The following is a 16,509-nucleotide window of genomic DNA, read 5'->3' on the forward strand; positions in this document are numbered from 1 at the left end:
GTGGTCAGCCGCTTTGGGCGCACGCAGCCCGAACTGCGAACGCAGGCTATCTGCGGGCCCGGAGCCCGTTCAGGAACGGGCACCCCATCAGTACCCGGATTGCTTGGCTCAGCCCGGTCATGTCGTCGACCGGCTTGTGAAACGGCAGCCGGATGTCGTGGTCGCCGTCGCTGCCTTCAACGCGGAACCGCACGCCATAGCGGTCGAGACCCAGGGGCCGGACCTGCCCACGGCGCAACGGCGTCGGCAGTTTCGAGACCAGTCGCGCGACCACGTCGTCGTGGGCCGTGGTCAGGTGCCAGAGCAACGTCGATTCGACCTCGCAGAACGGGTCGGGGCGGGCTGCCAGCAGGTCTGACACGCTGACGGGTTCAGCGCCGGTGGCGTCGGTGACGACCACGGAGGCGATCTCCAGACGCACGAGTGCGTAGCGGGCTTCCTCCGGACATGACGGCACCGATAGCGGCGTCGCGATCTGAAGCAACGCAGGGTTGGGATCCTCGCTGGCGATCAAGTCCAGGAGACTGGGCACCGCGTCCAGCGGAACACTTTGAAGACTTCCACGCACCCAAACCAGCGATCGAACCGGCTCTCGCATCGGCAGCGGCGCATAGTCGGTCAGCTCTAGCATCGCCTGCGATCCGGACAGGTCACCGCGATCGGCCGGCGTAGCGATGGCGAACGATCCGTCGCAGAGCAGGTGGTGCAGCGGCGTGGCCACCGGCTCCTGGCCGTCGATGGCCAGCAACGCGCCGCCGGCGCGGGCGCAGGCGCTGCGAATGCGTTCTGCGGTCGTCGGCGCGGGGGTTGTGACCGGTGACACCATTCCTCCTCAAATTAGGTAAGGCTAAGTTAACTTGCCGCATGATGAACCGCAAGGCTTGACGGACGGTCGCTCGCCGTGAGTGTTGTCTTAGGGTTGTCGTTGTGCCCCGCATCGCTTACCTCGGTCCGGAAGGGACCTTTACCGAGGCTGCCCTGCTGCAGATGACCGCCGCGGGCATGATTCCCGCGGCGGGGCCGGATACGGTGCGGCGGTTACCGATCGAGAGCACCCCGGCCGCGTTGGCCGCTGTCCGTGACGGCAGCGCCGACTACGCGTGCGTGCCGATCGAAAACTCGATCGACGGGTCGGTGATGCCCACTTTGGACAGCTTGGCCGTCGGATCGCCGCTGCAGGTGTTCGCCGAAACAACGCTGGACGTGGCGTTCAGCATCGTCGTCAAACCCGGGTTCACCGCGGCTGACGTGGCCACGTTGGCGGCCTTTCCGGTGGCCGCGGCTCAGGTGCGGCAGTGGCTGGCTGCTCATCTGCCGCATGCCGAGCTGCGGCCGGCCTATTCCAACGCCGACGCGGCGCGACAGGTGGGCGACGGCCAGGTCGACGCCGCGGTCACCTCGCCGCTCGCCGCAACGCACTACCGGCTGGAGACGCTGGCAAACGACGTCGTCGACGAATCGAATGCCTGCACCCGATTCGTCTTGGTGGGGCTGCCCGGGCCTCCACCGCCCCGCACCGGGGCCGATCGCACATCGGCGGTGTTGCGCATCGACAACGTACCGGGTGCGCTGCTGGCGGCGCTCGCTGAATTCGGCATTCGCAATATTGACCTGACCCGGATCGAATCCCGGCCCACCCGAACCGAACTCGGCACTTACCTGTTCTTCGTGGACTGCGTCGGGCACATCGACGACGGCTTGGTCGCCGAGGCACTCATGGCGCTGCACCGTCGTTGTGCCGACGTGCGATACCTGGGGTCCTGGCCGATGGGACGCGCCGCCGGCGCCCAGCCGCCGCCGGCAGAAGAGGCGTCGAACTGGCTGGAGCGGCTGCGGGCCGGCAAAACCGGGCTAGGTGCCGACGAAGGGTCCGGGCCATGAGCGGCCGGTTGGTGCTGCTGCGGCACGGCCAGTCCTACGGCAACGTCGACCGCAGGTTGGACACGCGCCCTCCGGGCAGCCCGCTGACACCATTGGGCCGCGATCAGGCCCTCGCGTTCGCGCTGGGTTTTGGCCGACCGGCGATGCTCGCGCATTCGGTGGCCCTCCGGGCGTCGGAGACGGCCGCAGTGATCGGTGCACACCTCGAGCTGACGGCGCAGGAGTTCGAGGCCATTCACGAGGTGCAGGTCGGAAACCTTGAGAACCGCAACGATGACGAAGCGGTCGCTGAGTTCAATGCCGTCTACGAGCGTTGGCATCACGGTGAGCTCGACGTGCCGCTACCCGGCGGCGAGACCGGGGACGAGGTGCTGGAGCGCTATCTGCCGGTGGTGACCGACCTGCGGTTGCGCTACCTCGACGACCAAGACTGGAACGGCGACATCGTGGTCGTCAGTCACGGCGCGGTGATCCGGCTGGCCGCTGCGGTACTGGCCGGGGTGGACGCCAACTTTGCGCTGGACAACCATTTGGGCAACGCGGAGTCGGTGGTGCTGTCGCCGATTACCGACGGGCGGTGGAGTTGTGTGCGGTGGGGATCGCTGACGCCGCCGTTCTACCCGAAGCCCGACTCCAGTGCGGTCGCTGATGCCGTGGCGTCCAGCAGTGACCCGATGGGCTGAGTCAGCCCACCAGCGCGACCGATTCGGCGGCGCATCCGCAGCCGACCGCATCACAGTCGACCACGAACGCGTGCAACGACAGCTCGGGACTCGCACACCCCGGCTCGGTGCACTCCGCGCGGCCCAGTAAGCGACCCACAGAGTGGCGAATGACGGTGCCGTGGCAATGGTCTAAGCCCGCCCGGCACTCGCGGCAGCCCATGCTCATACGAGCGTTCATAGCACCGGCGGCGGACAAATCCGTGATGCCGCGCCGGGCTCGGCAGCCCTCTGTTAGCCCCAGCCCAACTCGTCCAGCCGGTCGTCGTGGATGCCGAAGTGGTGGGCGATTTCATGGATCACCGTGATCGCCACCTGTTCGACGACCTCGTCTTCGGAAGAACAGACGTCGAGCAGCGCCTCGCGATAGATGGTGATGGCGTCCGGCAGCGCTCCGGCGTAGTCGGAGTTGCGCTCGGTCAACGCCACCCCTTCGTAGAGCCCCAGTAGGTCGTGCTCTTCCGGATGGCGGTCCGCGACCAGGACCACGACGTTGTCCATCGCGTCGGTCAACTCGGATGGAATCAGGTCGAGTGCGTCGGAAACCAGCTCGTCGAACCGCTGCGGGTCCATCCGCACGGCCACGCCGTTATCCCGGCGGAGGCTCGGCGGGCGCGGCTGGTGGCGGCGCTTCCGGCGCAGGCGCGGCGGGCGGCGCTCCACCATCGGGCGCGGGCGGAGCCGCCGGCGGCGGGTTGGCCTGAGATGGCGGGGACGCCGGGGCCTGAGGAGGAGCTTGAGACGGAGTCACCACCGGCTGCTGGGGCAGATGCTGATTGCCCGGCGGAGTCGGCTGTGCCGGAGCGCTTGGCTGCTGCTGGGGAGTCGGCGCCTGAGGAGCCGGTATCGGCGGCAACGTGAGCCGCTCCTCGGGGATGTCCGGCGGTGGCACCGGCGCCTGACCATTGATCAGCAGCGGCCCCTTGGCGCTGTTGAGCAGGGTCGCCCAGCCGCCGTTGCCCAGGGTCGCGCCGATGTTGCAGGCCACCGCGCGGCTACCGGCCGACCAGCTGGCCATCGACACGGTGGGATAGATCAGCGTCAGCGTGGTGGTGCGCAATTTGATCGGCGCGAGGTAGGCGTCGGTCATCTTGGTGCAGGTGTCTTTGATGAACCCGTCCTGGTCTGCCTCGGCAGGCAGCCCGTTGGGGAACTTCTCGGCGAGGTTGACCGTGCCGGTGACCTCCATCGCGTGGGGTGCGGCACAGTCGACCGGAACGTCGATCGGCTGGTTGGTCGCCGAGTCGATGCCCAGGCAGGTTCCGGCGGGCCACACCTTCGACTGGTCGATGTCGGCGACCTTGCCCTTGAAGGCGACCTGCTGGTTGTTGGCGCCCGGCAACTGCAGGCCGCACAGTATGCGGCGATCACCGGCCTGGCGCCACGCACGGTCGCCGGACCAGAGCAGGCTCACCGTGAACTTGCTGTTGGGATCGAATTTCGGCCCGAGGTAGTTGCGCACCGCCGACTCGCACTGCTCCTGGGTGATCTGCTGAATGCGAGCGGGCGACGGGGGAGCGGCGGTGGGCCCGTACTCCGAGCCGGGGAAGGTCCGCATGTCGACGGACTCGGCGACCTCAAACCGGTGCTCGTCGGCGCAGTTGACTATCGCCGCGGCATCCGGCGTGCCTTCCGGCCACATCAGGCAGCTGCCGCTGGTTGCGCGGCCGAAGGCGGGGTTGGTCTTACCGCCGGTGCTCGGGACGGGGTTGTTGTCCATGTAACTGGTCAGCCGACCCGATCCGGTGGCGACCGATGGAAGGGCGGTGACCAGCCCGGCGATCATCAGGCCGCCCAGCGCCGTGAGAAGCAGCGCCCGCCTGGTGGCCACCGGCGCCAACGCGCGCGGCCAGTGAAATTTGCCCAGCGGCTGCTCTGCCTCTTCGGCGGGCGGCTCTGGTGCGGGCGGGCTGGCTTCGGGAACTTCGTCCCCGAGGTCCTCGGGTTTCTCCGACATCGGCTCCATTCTGACAGGGGAGGTCAAACGGCGTTACCCCTGTTGCAGATGTGATGCATTGACTGGCGTCCGGGACGCCAACAGTAATCTTGCCCCGTGATCGACCTGAAGTTGCTCCGGGAAGACCCCGACGCGGTACGTCGCTCCCAGCTCAGCCGTGGAGAGGACCCGGCGCTGGTAGACGCGCTGCTCACGGCCGACTCCAACCGCCGTGCAGCGATATCGGCCGCCGATGCCCTGCGTGGCGAACAGAAGGCCGCCAGCAAGAGCGTCGGCGCAGCGACGGCCGACGAGCGCCCCGCGCTGCTGCAGCGCGCCAAGGAGCTCGCCGGGCAGGTCAAGACCGCAGAAGCCGCCCAAGCCGAAGCCGAACAGGCATTCACCGCGGCACACATGGCTATCTCGAACGTCATTTTGGACTTGGTGCCTGCCGGCGGGGAGGACGACTTCGCGGTCCTCGACATCGTCGGCGAACCACCGCAATTGCGAGACCCGAAGGATCATCTGGAGCTCGGCGAATCGCTGGGTCTCATCGACATGCAGCGTGGCGCGAAAGTGTCCGGCTCGCGGTTTTACTTTCTGACCGGCCGCGGCGCGCTGCTGCAGCTGGGCCTGTTGCAGCTGGCGCTGCAGCTGGCCGTGGAGAACGGCTTCGTCCCGATGATCCCGCCGGTGCTGGTGCGCCCCCAGGTGATGTCCGGAACCGGATTTCTGGGCGCACACGCCGAGGAGGTGTACCGGGTGGAAGCCGATGACCTCTACCTGGTGGGCACGTCCGAGGTGCCGCTGGCCGGCTACCACTCCGACGAGATCCTCGATCTCTCCGGCGGCCCGCTTCGGTATGTGGGCTGGTCGTCTTGTTTCCGTCGCGAGGCCGGGAGCTACGGTAAGGACACCCGCGGCATCATCCGGGTGCACCAGTTCGACAAGGTGGAGGGGTTCGTTTACTGCGAGCCCGCCCACGCTGAGGCAGAACACCAACGCCTGTTGGGCTGGCAGCGCGAAATGCTGGCGCTCATCGAGGTGCCGTACCGGGTAATCGACGTCGCCGCAGGCGACCTCGGCTCGTCGGCCGCTCGCAAATTCGACTGTGAGGCGTGGGTTCCGACGCAGGGGACCTATCGCGAACTGACGTCGACGTCGAACTGCACCACGTTTCAGGCGCGCCGGCTGGCGACCCGTTACCGGGATGCCAGCGGCAAGCCGCAAACCGCGGCCACGCTCAACGGCACGCTGGGCACCACGCGGTGGCTGGTGTCGATCCTGGAGAACCACCAACAGCCCGACGGCAGCGTCCGGGTACCCGCGGCACTCGTGCCGTTCGTCGGTACCGAGGTACTGGAGCCCGCTTAGAAATGTCCCCTGCAGGCCGGACCCGATGCGCGGCGGCCGGAACCACACCAGTCACATCAGTCCCAACGAGTCGCGGCCACCGATTCTGCAATCTGATAGCACCGGCGCTATCGAATTGAAGACCGCAACATGGCCACCTTTCTGGTAACGAAGTGGCAGGTGTGACGAGATCGCCAAATCGTCATCCGTCGACCGACCTCCCGAGAAACGCCATCAGTTGGGTGGTCGGCGAGGAGTCCGTCGGCGCGCGTTGGGCCGGCCCGAAGCCGCCCGGGCGCCGCATCACGGCTTCCGGCACCGACTCCACCAGCCCGTGGGATAGGGCGAGCAGATCTTCGGGCAGCTCGACCGACCTGCCTTGCGAGCGGTGAATGTCCCAGCTGTGCAAGGCCAAATCCGCAACCGGGTACACCAACGCCCGCCGCAGCGGCACCTCGCCCTCCGGAGAGGTCCGCATCGCGTCCAGGTCGGCTGCGGGCAGAGCATCCCGGAGTCGAGCCGCCAGCTCAAGCAGACGTCCCACCGGATTATCGCAAATCCAGTCGGCAGGCTGGGATGGACCGTCCCAGACCTTTCCGCCTTCGACGAGCGTGACGATTTTCGTTGCACTGCCGGTTGCATGGCCGACCAGGTCGCGCAGGCTCCACTCGGCTAGGTTCGACGGGTTGTCCCAGCTTCCCGGCGGAATCTGACTCGTCGCGTCGATCAGCAGATCAAGCGCCGCGACGGCCAGCAAGCCAATCTGTGTAGTCATGCCGTTGTTCATGACCGAATCGTAGGGAGCGGGTGTGACACCTATGGTGTCTCGTTTGTCGACAAACGAGTGATCCGGCGTCGGAAGGCCGCGCGCGGCAACGTATGAATGCGCGGTTGCCGTAGTTCGACTGACCCGCTGTCTCTCGATCTCAACCACTTGTCATCGCCATGCTCAAGCGTCGACTTTCGGCGCCGGTACGGCGCCGGCTTGTTCGTGGCGGCGCTGCCGTTCCATGGTGGCGAAGTAGAACGCGAACGGGAACGCGAAGCTGGTGAAGAAGCTGGACGCAAAGAACAGCCAGGGGCGCCGGATGCCGCGCCGAACTCCGTCGACGATCGTAAACGCCGGCATCAGAATGACATTCGCGATGATGTAGTCCTGATTGCCCGAACCGCACGCCGGGTTGGCGAACTGCTCACGCAGAAAAGTGGGATAGCTGGCCGGTCCCGAGATCAGATTTCCCTGCCCGTGCGCGTCGAGCACGAAGTGGATGTTGAACCAGTAGCCCAACGCGATCGAGGCGATGCCGGCGGCGTAGTACACGCATTCCAGCGGCGACAACCACGGCCCGCCTTCGGGTTTGGCGTAGATCTGCCGGTTTGACGCGATGATCCCGCCGACGCAGACGAGCCCAAGCAAGAAGTGGATGACGATGGAGGCCATGGGCGCAGTCTCGCGCCACACCCAAAGTTTTGTCAATATTGACAGAACAATCTGGAGGTACCTTACTGCCATGGTTCGGCCGGCTCAGACTGCGCGCAGCGAGCGCACCCGGGAGGCGCTGCGTCAGGCCGCGGTGGTGCGATTCCTGGCCCAGGGTGTGGAGGCCACTTCGGCCGAGCAGATAGCGGCGGACGCCGGAGTCTCACTGCGCACCTTTTACCGCCACTTCGGGTCCAAGCATGAGCTGTTGTTTGCCGACTACACCGGACTGAACTGGTTTCGCGCGGCGTTGGAGGCCCGGCCGGCCGACGAGCCGGTGATCGAGTCGGTACAGTCGGCCATCTTCGCCTTTCCGTATGACGTTGAGGCCGTTGCGAAAATCGCCGCTCTCCGGGGCGCTGAGATCGACCAGGACCGGCTAGCGCGCCATATCCGCGATGTTCAGGCAGACCTCGCCGATGCCATTCAGGCGCAGCTGCACCGTCGTAGCTGCAAGCTCGACCGCGACCCCGACGCCCAGCTCCGCATGGTGGTCATCGCGCGTTGCATTGCCGCCGCGATCTTCGGGGCCATGGAGGCCTGGATGGTCGGCAACGATCGGTCGCTCGGGGAGTTGGCCAGGATGAGCCACGTTGCACTGGAATCACTGCGGGCCGGCATCCCGGACACGTGGGTCACCTGGACAGCACAAGTTTCGTCATAATTGACAAAACTTTACGTCCGTGCCAGCCTGCAACCCGGGAGGTGGAGCATGCCTGAATACGACGCGATAGTCATCGGCGCCGGGCACAACGGGCTGACCGCGGCGGTGCTCCTGCAGCAGGCCGGGCTGCGGACGCTGTGCCTGGACTCCAAGCTCTACGCCGGCGGGATGGCCTCCACGGTGGAGCTGTTCGACGGTTACAAGTTCGAGATCGCCGGATCGGTGCAGTTCCCGACGTCGGCCGTCGTCATCGAGGCGCTTGGGCTGGACACGCTGCCAACGGTCGACATGGAGGTGATGTCGGTAGCACTGCGCGGCGTCGGTGACGATCCGCTGGTCCAGTACACCGACCCGACGAAGATGTTCAGCCACCTCAACGAGGTGCACGGCGCGGACGCCGTCACCGGGATGGCGGGTCTGCTGGCCTGGAGTCAGGCGCCGACACGGGCGCTGGGCCGGTTCGAGGCCGGTACGCTGCCCAAGACTCTCGACGAGATGTATGCCTGCGCCACAAACGAATTCGAGCGCTCGGCCATCGACGACATGCTGTTCGGCTCGGTCAGCGACGTATTGGACCGCTACTTTCCAGACCGCGAGAAGCACGCCGCCATACGTGGTTCGATGACCGTGCTGGCCGTCAACACCATCTACCGCGGGCCGGCCACGCCGGGCAGCGCCGCCGCGCTCGCGTTCGGGCTCGGCATTCCCGACGGCGACTTTGTACAGATGAAGAAACTGCGCGGCGGCATCGGCGCGCTCACCGCGCATCTGGGCCGACGGCTGGAAAGCGACGGCGGGGAAGTCCGGCTGCGCACCAAGGTGACCGAAATCCTGGTCGCCGATGGCAAGGTCAACGGCGTGCGCACCGAGGCGGGGGAGACCCTGACCGCCCCGATCGTCGTGTCCGGCATTGCACCCGACATCACGCTCAACGAGCTGATCGAGCCGTCGGCGCTGCCCGCTGAAGTCCGGGAACGCTATTCGCGGATCGACCACCGCGGCAGCTACCTGCAGATGCACTTCGCCCTCGACGATGCACCGGAGTTCCTCTCACCGTACGAGGCGCTCAACGACCCGTCCATGCAGGCGTCGATAGGAATCTTCTGTACCCCGGAAGAAGTCCAGCAGCAGTGGGAGGATTGCCGCCGCGGCATCGTGCCGGCCGACCCGACCGTTGTGCTGCAGATCCCCTCGCTGCACGACCCGGATCTGGCTCCCGCGGGCAAGCATGCCGCGTCGGCGTTCGCGATGTGGTTCCCGATAGAAGGCAATGCGGACTACGGGCAGGCGAAGGTGGAAATGGGTCAGCGGGTGATCGACAAGATCACCCGGCTGGCGCCGAACTTCGAACGCAGCATCACCCGGCACACCACCTTCACCCCCAGACACATGGGTGTGATGTTCGGGGCGCCGGGTGGAGATTATTGCCACGGTCTGCTGCACCCCGACCAGATCGGTCAGAACCGCCCTGGACCGAAAGGCTATATCGGGCAGCCGATTCCGGTCGACGGGCTATACCTGGGCAGTGCGGGGTGCCACGGCGGACCCGGAATCACCTTCATCCCCGGCTACAACGCGGCCCATCAGGCGCTCGCCGACCGCAACGAGTGAAGTACATTTCTCATCGGTTGGCGGCAGCCGTGTTCAGAAGCCGTGAGCAGTGGCGACTTCTTCACCATCAACCCTGACGACGTATGTTTGTGGCCGAAATCCGGCGAGCCATTGTGGACGAACCTTCTCGATCTCAATCGTGCGCTCGCCGTGCGAGACTGTCCACACGCGCTTCAATTGCATACTGAACTGCGTGGCGGGGTCCAGCGGACTGGCCAGCGAAGTCTTCTGACCGTCGATCAGGAGATATGTGCTCCCAGTAAGCGGATTCCGATGAAACTGAGCCGAGCTCGTGCCGATATCGAACTTGATGTTCATGACTCCTCCTACCTCAGATTGAGCCCAGTTTGATAACCGATTGATGGTTGAGGCCGGGCCGCTTGGGAGCCGCAACCGCGTTATCCCAGGAGCTTGTCTAGTAGGGCGGTGAACTCGTCCGGGCGTTCCGGCGTGAAGGCCGGACGCCACCGGCTGCCCGGCACGTCCAGCGTGATCAAGGTCGAACGAAACGGGCGGTGTACGTCCAGCGGCAGCCACCGACGGAAATCCGAAGTGCCCCAGACGCGAAACCGTTGCATGAACAAGCCTAACGACTCGGCTTTGTAGCCGCGGATCGCGTCAAGCGCGATGACCTTTGCGGTACCGTCGGGAAAGTGGTAGCGGCGCAACGTGACCGCTTCACGATCCAGTTGGACCAGCCCGTCGTCGTAAATCTCAGTCATGCCCGGGAACTCCGTAACTCGTGACCTCGTGAGGTCAGGCACCGTCCGTCGTCCAACCGCCACTGCCACCCGTGCAGGTTGCAGGTCAATGTATTGCCTTCCACCACACCGAATTTCGACAAGTCAGCCTTGAGGTGGGGGCAGCGGCGCTGAATCTCCCAGCCATCCAGAATGATCGACGCGGAATCGTCATGGGTCTCGGCGAACCAGCCGTCGGCGTAGGCAATCCGTTCGTCGGTGAGGCACTTGAAGAACGTGTACAGGTATTCGTTGTAGCCGCCCACGCGCCAGGCCCGGAATCGAGTGGACAAGAAGATGGTGTTGACCCAATCCGGTTCCTGATCGCGCAGCACGGTACGCACCAGCTCCGGAGCTATCGCAAATCCATACCGAACCTTCTCATCGGGAATCCGTTCGCGCACAGCGCGTTTCGGGAAGTCCAGGATTATTGACTCAGGCCCGATCACCAGTTCGACGGGATAGCCGATGCCGTCGCAGATCTCGTCACTCTGCAGCATGATCGGTTCGAACAACGCACGCAGCGGCTCCAGCAGCGACTCACCGGTGGCCGGCGCCCAACTCGCCCGCTCGGCCGCCAGCACCGGCGCCATCCGGTCGGCATAATCGGCTATATATGCCGCCTTACCGGTGGTGAAGATGGCCTCGACCAGTTCGGTGGGCAGCGGATGCCGCAGCCAATTCAACGTCGTGCCAGCGAAGTCGGCGCTGGACCCAGGCATCATCAGCAGGCCACGGTCGTGGCCGTGCGCGCGCATCTGGTCCAGGAACACCATCTGGTCGGGGAAGATATTGGCGGGGTCATCGCTGTCGTCGTTCAGGTGGCGCAACTCGGGGTCCAGGAAGCACGGCGGTCCGGCCGACGGCACCACCCAGGTCGCGCCCACCTGGGCGATGTACTGGCGGGCGCGGTCCATCTGGCGCTGGCGTTTCTGGGTGCCGAAGGCCTCCTTGGCGCGCGCCGGCATGTCGTAGACCATCGGGTACCAGATCGCTCCGGAGTACTGCAGCAGATGCACATCGACGTGACCGAACTGGGACGACAGCGGCTCCAGATCGACCGGGCGGGCGTCGTTCATGTTGAAAACCGTTGTGGTGCCGTCGGAAACCACCAGCGCCGAGTCGCCGATCGGGCCGTCGGCGGGAGCGCGCAGCGCGATGACCATGACGTCGAGGTCGCCCCGAGGCCCGCTGATCCGATGCTTGACCGAATCGGTGGTTTCGAAGAACCGGTGAAACCCTAACTTTTGCAATTCATTTCGCAGGTCGGGCACCGGAAAATCGGGCAGCAGCACGACCGCGTCCTTGTTGACGCGTGCGGCGAGCAACTTTGCGTCGAAGTGATCCTTGTGCAGGTGCGAGACGTACAGGTAGTCGCAGTCGCCCAGCTGGTCCCAATCCAGTGTGCTGTTGTCCGGGAACGGAAACCAGGAAGCGAAGTAAGCCGGATTGACCCAGGGGTCGCACAGGATGCGGCCCGCCTGGGTCTGGATCAGAAAGCCGGCGTGGCCGACGCTCGTGACCTGCACAAATACCTTTCGGAAAGAAACGGGTACCTTTCGGAAAGAAACGGGTACCTTTCGGAACAGAACGGGTACCTTTTCGGACTACTGATCGAACGGGGTGTTTTCGGCGCAGCGCGCCCCGTCGAGTTTAACCGGGGGCTTGGCCCGCGGGCCGTCCCAGCCGTTGTTTTCCACCACTTGGGGCGCGGCGGGGACATGAGCATTAGGCTGAATTTCTGTGGAACCCGTATACGCGACCGTCATTCAGCTTGCCCGTTTGGCCTTTCGTATACAGGGCCTGAAGATCACCGTCATCGGCGTGGAGAACCTGCCCGTCAGCGGGGGCGCCGTCATTGCGATCAACCACACCGGCTACCTGGACTTCATGCTCGCGGGTCTGCCCGCCTACCAGCAGGGACTTGGCCGCAAGGTGCGATTCATGGCCAAGCAGGAGGTGTTCGACCACAAGATCACCGGCCCGATCATGCGCAGCCTGCGGCACATACCGGTGGACCGCTCGTCCGGGGCCGCCTCCTATGAAGCCGCGGTCAAGAACCTCAAAGACGGTGAATGGGTCGGCGTATATCCCGAAGCGACGATCAGCCGCAGCTTCGAGATCAAGGAGTTCAAGACGGGCGCTGCCCGGATGGCGGTCGACGCCGGGGTGCCGATCATTCCGCACATCATCTGGGGTGCGCAGCGGATCTGGACCAAGGACCACCCCAAGAAGCTGTTCCGGCCGAAGGTGCCGATCACGGTGCTGGTGGGCGAGCCGATAGAGCCGACGCTGGGCATCGAGGAACTGAAAGGGCTGCTGCACTCGCGGATGCAGCATCTGCTGGAGCGGGCGCAAGAGCAGTACGGCCCGCATCCGGCAGGGGAGTTCTGGGTGCCGCACCGGCTCGGTGGGGGCGCCCCGTCGATGGCCGAAGCGGCCCGGTTGGACCATGAGGAGGCATTACGACGGGCGGCGCGCCGCAATCAGCGGGCCGGAGCGCCGGAGTAGTGGCCGATGGCGGAACCGGTATACCGCGCGCTCGAGATAATTGCCCGGCTCATTGTCAGGGCCAACGGAACCCCGATCACCTTCACCGGCGAAGAGAACATCCCTGACCACGGCGGTGCCGTGATCGCGATCAACCACACCAGCTACGTCGATTGGCTACCGGCGGCGCTGGCGGTGTATCGCCGGGGCCGGCGGATGCGCTTCATGATCAAGGCCGAGATGCAACAGGTGAAGGTGGTCAACTTCCTGATCAAGCACACGAAGACCATCCCCGTGGACCGGGGAGCCGGGGCGGGCGCCTACACCGCGGCGGTGCAGCGGCTGCGCGAGGGAGAGCTGGTCGGCGTCTATCCGGAGGCCACCATCAGCCGCAGCTTCGAGCTCAAGGAATTCAAGACCGGCGCGGCCCGGATGGCAGGCGAGGCGGATGTGCCGATCATCCCGATGATTGTCTGGGGTGCACAGCGGATTTGGACCAAGGATCATCCAAGGCACTTGGGCCGCAAGAAGATTCCGGTCGCCGTGCAGGTGGGGGTGCCGTTGCGGCCCGCCTCGGACATCTCGGAGACCACGGCAGCGCTGCGGGAGTCGATGACCGCGCTGCTGGACCAGGTGCAGCAGCGCTATCCGCACCCGGCCGGTGAGTACTGGGTGCCGCGCCGACTGGGAGGCGGAGCCCCGACGATGGCGGAGGCGGCTCGGACGGAGGCTGATGAGCTGGCGGCCAAAGCCGCCGGCCGCGCCCAGGCGCAGCAGGAGAAGCCATGGCAGAACCGATCTTCCGGATGACGGAATTCCGCAGCGAAGGCGAACAGTCCTGACGAAACCGGCGCTTATCGCGTGCGACGTCGACGGCACCTTATTCGACGACGACGAAACCATCAGTCCGCGGACCCGGGCGGCGGTGCACGCCGCCGTGGGTGCGGGTGCGCACTTCATCCTCGCGACCGGCCGTCCGCCACGGTGGGTGCGTCCCGTCGTCGAGGCGCTCGGTTTCGCACCCATGGCGGTGTGCGCCAACGGTGCGGTCATCTACGATCCCTCGAGCGATCGGGTGATCTCGGCGCGCACGCTATCGGTAGACGCCCTGGCCGAGTTGGCCGAGATCGCAACCCGCGCCATTCCCGGTGCCGGGCTGGCCGTTGAGCGCATCGGTGAGCGCGCCCACGACACCGCGACGCCGCAGTTCGTCAGCTCGCCTGGCTACGAGCATGCCTGGCTCAACCCGGACAACACCGAGGTGTCTATCCCGGACCTGCTCAGCGCGCCGGCGATCAAGTTGCTGATCCGCAAGAGCGGTGCCCGCAGCGCGGACATGGCCGCCCAATTGGCCAAGCACATGGGGACCGAAGGCGAAATCACCTACTCGACCAACAACGGGCTGGTGGAGATCGTGCCGTCGGGAATCACCAAGGCCAGCGGCGTGGCGGAGATCGCGGCGCCGCTGGGCATAACCGACGGCGACGTGCTGGCGTTCGGCGACATGCCCAACGACCTGCCGATGCTGGTGCAGGCCGGTCTCGGCGTGGCCATGGGCAACGCCCACCCCGATGTGCTGACCGCGGCGGACGAGGTGACCGCACCCAACACCGACGACGGTGTCGCGCGGGTGCTCGAGCGATGGTGGCAATAGAACCTGCGAGCAGGTGCGGTTTCACTATCGCCCAACGACGCGGCAATGTGGGAGACTGCCGGTCGTGCCAGAAGACCCGCCGCCGGAAAGTCGGAATGAGCGTGGCGGCTCGGATGAGGAATCGGCGTTTCCCAAGCCGCTGCCGCCGATCCCCGGTGCCAGTCAGGACCCTGCCATCTCGCTGCCGCCGATCCCATCCTTTGGGGAGCAACCCCAGCCGGTGAACCCGGTTTGGCTGTCTTCGGGTTCGGGTTCGGGGGAGACGGGCACGGATCAGGACGAACCCGGCACCTTCGCATCCGGCGGCAGCATGAAGTCCCAGGATGCGGCGACCACGCGGCCGCGGCCGGCGACGCCAGCCGAACTACGTGCTCGCGAGAAGTACGAGAAAAAGCAGCGCGAGATCGAAGAGGCGCGCCTCGCGGCGGAGGAGAAGCGGAAAAAACGGAACCGCCGACTGCTCGGCGCCGGCGCCGGTGTGGGGATAGTGGGCGTCGTCGCGGGCCTTGGATATTGGGCATTGTCGTCGCCCACGGTCATGGCCAAGTGCGTGCGGGATGACCCGAACGGTCAGCCGGTGATCGTCCCGGACAGCTACTGCACCGGGCACACGTCTGGCCTCAACGGCTTCTTCTATTACGGGGGACATCAGTACCGGTATTACTACGGCAGCTCGGGTGGCATTGGTGCGCGGCCGTTCGGCGGTACGACTGCGCGACCGCCGGGAGCGACCATCAAGACGGGGTCGGGCACCACAATTCAGCGCGGCGGGCTGGGCGGCAAGTTCGGCGGAAGCAGGGGCGGCGGTTCGTGAAGCGCTGCCGCACAGACCCGCGCCCCAAGTGGCGTTCGATCGTCGAATCGCAAGGGCTGGTGTACGGTACGCCGGCTCGTGACGCGCGGGGGAGAGACCGTCCCTACTGGGACGAGTCGGTCTACTACGAATTCGACATGGACGAGATCTTGGCGCTGGAGGCCGACGTCGAATTGCTGCACTCGATGTGCCTCAACGCCGTCGAGCAAGTGGTGTTGATGGAGCGGTACGCCGATTTCGGTCTGCCGGAATGGAGTTGGCAAGCGGTCGCCGAATCCTGGCGCCGCTCAGACCCACACGTGTACGGCCGATTCGACTTGCGCTACGACGGCCGCCGGCCGGCGGTGCTGCTGGAGTACAACGCCGATACGCCGACCACGTTGCTGGAAGCTGCAATCCTGCAATGGTATTGGTTGAAGGACAAATTTCCGGACGACGACCAATGGAACTCGTTGCACGAGCAGCTGGTTGATCGCTGGAAGGTGGTCGGTGATTCGCTGCCCAGCGCCGAGCTGCACTTCACCTGGTCGGGTGTGGAAGCGACCGGCGAGGATCAGATCACGACAACCTATATGCAGGAGACGGCCGCCGAAGCGGGTTTTCAGACGATCGGATTGATGATCGAAGACCTCGGTTGGGATTCGGCGCTGGAACGGTTCGTCGACTTGGAAGAGGACCAGATCCACGCCGTCTTCAAGCTTTACCCGTGGGAGTGGGTGCTCGACGACGAGTTCGGCCGACATGTCGTTGCCAGCCTGCCCCGGACGATGTGGGTCGAGCCGCTGTGGAAGACCCTGTTGTCCAACAAGGCAATCCTGGCGGTGCTGTGGGAGATGTACCCGGGCCACCCGAACCTGCTTCCGGCCTACCTCGACGACCCGCACGAGCTGACCGAATACGTGCGCAAGCCCAAGCTCGGTCGCGAAGGCGCGAACATCACCATCGTCGGCGCCGGCCTGGAGACCGCTACCGGCGGGGTCTACGGGGAAGAGGGTTTCGTCTATCAGTTGCTGGATCCGCTGCCCGAGTTCGACGACATGCGACCCGCGTTGGGCGCCTGGCTCGTCGGCGATTCGGCGGCCGGACTCGGCATCCGCGAAACCGCCGGACTAGTGACCGACGACGGCGCAGCTTTCGTCCCGCACCGGATTCCTCTCAAATGAA

18 protein-coding genes and 1 pseudogene are annotated in these 16,509 nt (G+C 65.6%); 10 read left to right on the forward strand and 9 right to left on the reverse strand.

All coding sequences use genetic code 11. The features are described from left to right. Positions 1–46: 46 nt before the first annotated feature. Entirely contained in the window at positions 47–826 is a 780-nt protein-coding gene (locus tag A5791_RS05795; protein ID WP_067232576.1) for a DUF2470 domain-containing protein, read from the reverse strand. 101 nt (positions 827–927) lie between these two features. Here A5791_RS05795 and pheA point away from each other — a divergent pair, with 101 nt between their 5' ends. Continuing rightward, positions 928–1,881 carry a prephenate dehydratase gene (gene pheA, locus A5791_RS05800; RefSeq protein WP_067232579.1) on the forward strand — a complete coding sequence of 318 codons (954 nt, stop codon included), beginning with the start codon at positions 928–930 and terminating at the stop codon, positions 1,879–1,881. Further along, positions 1,878–2,564, forward strand: a complete 687-nt coding sequence (locus tag A5791_RS05805; RefSeq protein WP_067232581.1) for a histidine phosphatase family protein — start codon at positions 1,878–1,880, stop codon at positions 2,562–2,564. Before pheA ends, A5791_RS05805 begins: the two co-directional genes overlap by 4 nt. A 1-nt stretch (position 2,565) precedes the next feature. Here A5791_RS05805 and A5791_RS27045 read toward each other — a convergent pair whose 3' ends face one another. From A5791_RS27045 to A5791_RS05820, 3 genes and pseudogenes are all read right to left on the reverse strand, one after another. Next, positions 2,566–2,772 (reverse strand): hypothetical protein, encoded by a 207-nt coding sequence (locus A5791_RS27045; RefSeq protein ID WP_067232584.1) that lies wholly within the window; start codon positions 2,770–2,772, stop codon positions 2,566–2,568. A gap of 6 nt (positions 2,773–2,778) precedes the next feature. Further along, positions 2,779–3,188 (reverse strand): annotated as a pseudogene (locus A5791_RS05815) (metallopeptidase family protein); the annotation flags it as partial. A 4-nt stretch (positions 3,189–3,192) separates the two neighbouring features. After that, entirely contained in the window at positions 3,193–4,560 is a 1,368-nt protein-coding gene (locus A5791_RS05820; RefSeq protein ID WP_156661023.1) for a septum formation family protein, read from the reverse strand. 96 nt (positions 4,561–4,656) lie between these two features. Between A5791_RS05820 and serS the strand changes: the two genes are divergently transcribed. Next, the gene (gene serS / locus A5791_RS05825) at positions 4,657–5,913 is read left to right on the forward strand and encodes a serine--tRNA ligase (protein WP_067232594.1); all 1,257 of its coding nucleotides are present in this window, start codon (positions 4,657–4,659) and stop codon (positions 5,911–5,913) included. A 181-nt stretch (positions 5,914–6,094) separates the two neighbouring features. Here the strand turns inward: serS and A5791_RS05830 are convergent, their stop codons facing one another. Together A5791_RS05830 and A5791_RS05835 are read right to left on the reverse strand one after the other, a co-directional pair. Beyond that, on the reverse strand, positions 6,095–6,667 hold the full coding sequence (locus tag A5791_RS05830; protein ID WP_231995810.1) for a TIGR03086 family metal-binding protein: 573 nt from the start codon (positions 6,665–6,667) through the stop codon (positions 6,095–6,097). 174 nt (positions 6,668–6,841) lie between these two features. Beyond that, on the reverse strand, positions 6,842–7,333 hold the full coding sequence (locus A5791_RS05835) for a DUF2834 domain-containing protein (RefSeq protein WP_067232597.1): 492 nt from the start codon (positions 7,331–7,333) through the stop codon (positions 6,842–6,844). A 70-nt stretch (positions 7,334–7,403) separates the two neighbouring features. On the opposite strand from A5791_RS05835, the gene A5791_RS05840 reads away from it, so the two are divergent. Both A5791_RS05840 and A5791_RS05845 read left to right on the forward strand, forming a co-directional pair. Then, on the forward strand, positions 7,404–8,036 hold the full coding sequence (locus A5791_RS05840) for a TetR/AcrR family transcriptional regulator (RefSeq protein WP_067232600.1): 633 nt from the start codon (positions 7,404–7,406) through the stop codon (positions 8,034–8,036). A 48-nt stretch (positions 8,037–8,084) separates the two neighbouring features. Further along, positions 8,085–9,647, forward strand: a complete 1,563-nt coding sequence (locus tag A5791_RS05845) for an NAD(P)/FAD-dependent oxidoreductase (protein ID WP_067232603.1) — start codon at positions 8,085–8,087, stop codon at positions 9,645–9,647. Positions 9,648–9,680: 33 nt separating this feature from the next. Here A5791_RS05845 and A5791_RS05850 read toward each other — a convergent pair whose 3' ends face one another. The 3 genes from A5791_RS05850 to A5791_RS05860 form a co-directional block, all read right to left on the reverse strand. Next, positions 9,681–9,965 carry a hypothetical protein gene (locus A5791_RS05850; protein WP_067232605.1) on the reverse strand — a complete coding sequence of 95 codons (285 nt, stop codon included), beginning with the start codon at positions 9,963–9,965 and terminating at the stop codon, positions 9,681–9,683. A gap of 80 nt (positions 9,966–10,045) precedes the next feature. Further along, positions 10,046–10,369 (reverse strand): hypothetical protein, encoded by a 324-nt coding sequence (locus A5791_RS05855; protein WP_067232607.1) that lies wholly within the window; start codon positions 10,367–10,369, stop codon positions 10,046–10,048. Then, positions 10,366–11,916: an MBL fold metallo-hydrolase gene (locus tag A5791_RS05860; protein ID WP_067232610.1), complete on the reverse strand. Its 1,551-nt coding sequence runs from the start codon at positions 11,914–11,916 to the stop codon at positions 10,366–10,368. The genes A5791_RS05855 and A5791_RS05860 overlap by 4 nt, the downstream gene beginning before the upstream one ends. 214 nt (positions 11,917–12,130) lie before the next feature. On the opposite strand from A5791_RS05860, the gene A5791_RS05865 reads away from it, so the two are divergent. The 5 genes from A5791_RS05865 (at position 12,131) to A5791_RS05885 (ending at position 16,508) form a co-directional block, all read left to right on the forward strand. After that, a complete protein-coding gene (locus A5791_RS05865; RefSeq protein WP_067232613.1) occupies positions 12,131–12,898 on the forward strand; it encodes a 1-acyl-sn-glycerol-3-phosphate acyltransferase in 768 nt (255 codons plus the stop codon). Between the two features lie 6 nt (positions 12,899–12,904). Further along, the gene (locus A5791_RS05870) at positions 12,905–13,687 is read left to right on the forward strand and encodes a 1-acyl-sn-glycerol-3-phosphate acyltransferase (RefSeq protein WP_067232616.1); all 783 of its coding nucleotides are present in this window, start codon (positions 12,905–12,907) and stop codon (positions 13,685–13,687) included. 28 nt (positions 13,688–13,715) lie between these two features. After that, the gene (locus tag A5791_RS05875) at positions 13,716–14,531 is read left to right on the forward strand and encodes a Cof-type HAD-IIB family hydrolase (RefSeq protein ID WP_067232821.1); all 816 of its coding nucleotides are present in this window, start codon (positions 13,716–13,718) and stop codon (positions 14,529–14,531) included. Positions 14,532–14,595: 64 nt separating this feature from the next. Beyond that, positions 14,596–15,345: a hypothetical protein gene (locus A5791_RS05880; protein WP_231995811.1), complete on the forward strand. Its 750-nt coding sequence runs from the start codon at positions 14,596–14,598 to the stop codon at positions 15,343–15,345. Then, a complete protein-coding gene (locus A5791_RS05885) occupies positions 15,342–16,508 on the forward strand; it encodes a glutathionylspermidine synthase family protein (RefSeq protein ID WP_067232621.1) in 1,167 nt (388 codons plus the stop codon). The genes A5791_RS05880 and A5791_RS05885 overlap by 4 nt, the downstream gene beginning before the upstream one ends. The last annotated feature ends 1 nt before the right edge of the window (position 16,509 follow it).

This window comes from Mycobacterium sp. 852002-51163_SCH5372311, from assembly GCF_001667115.1.
In the GTDB taxonomy this organism is placed as follows: domain Bacteria; phylum Actinomycetota; class Actinomycetes; order Mycobacteriales; family Mycobacteriaceae; genus Mycobacterium.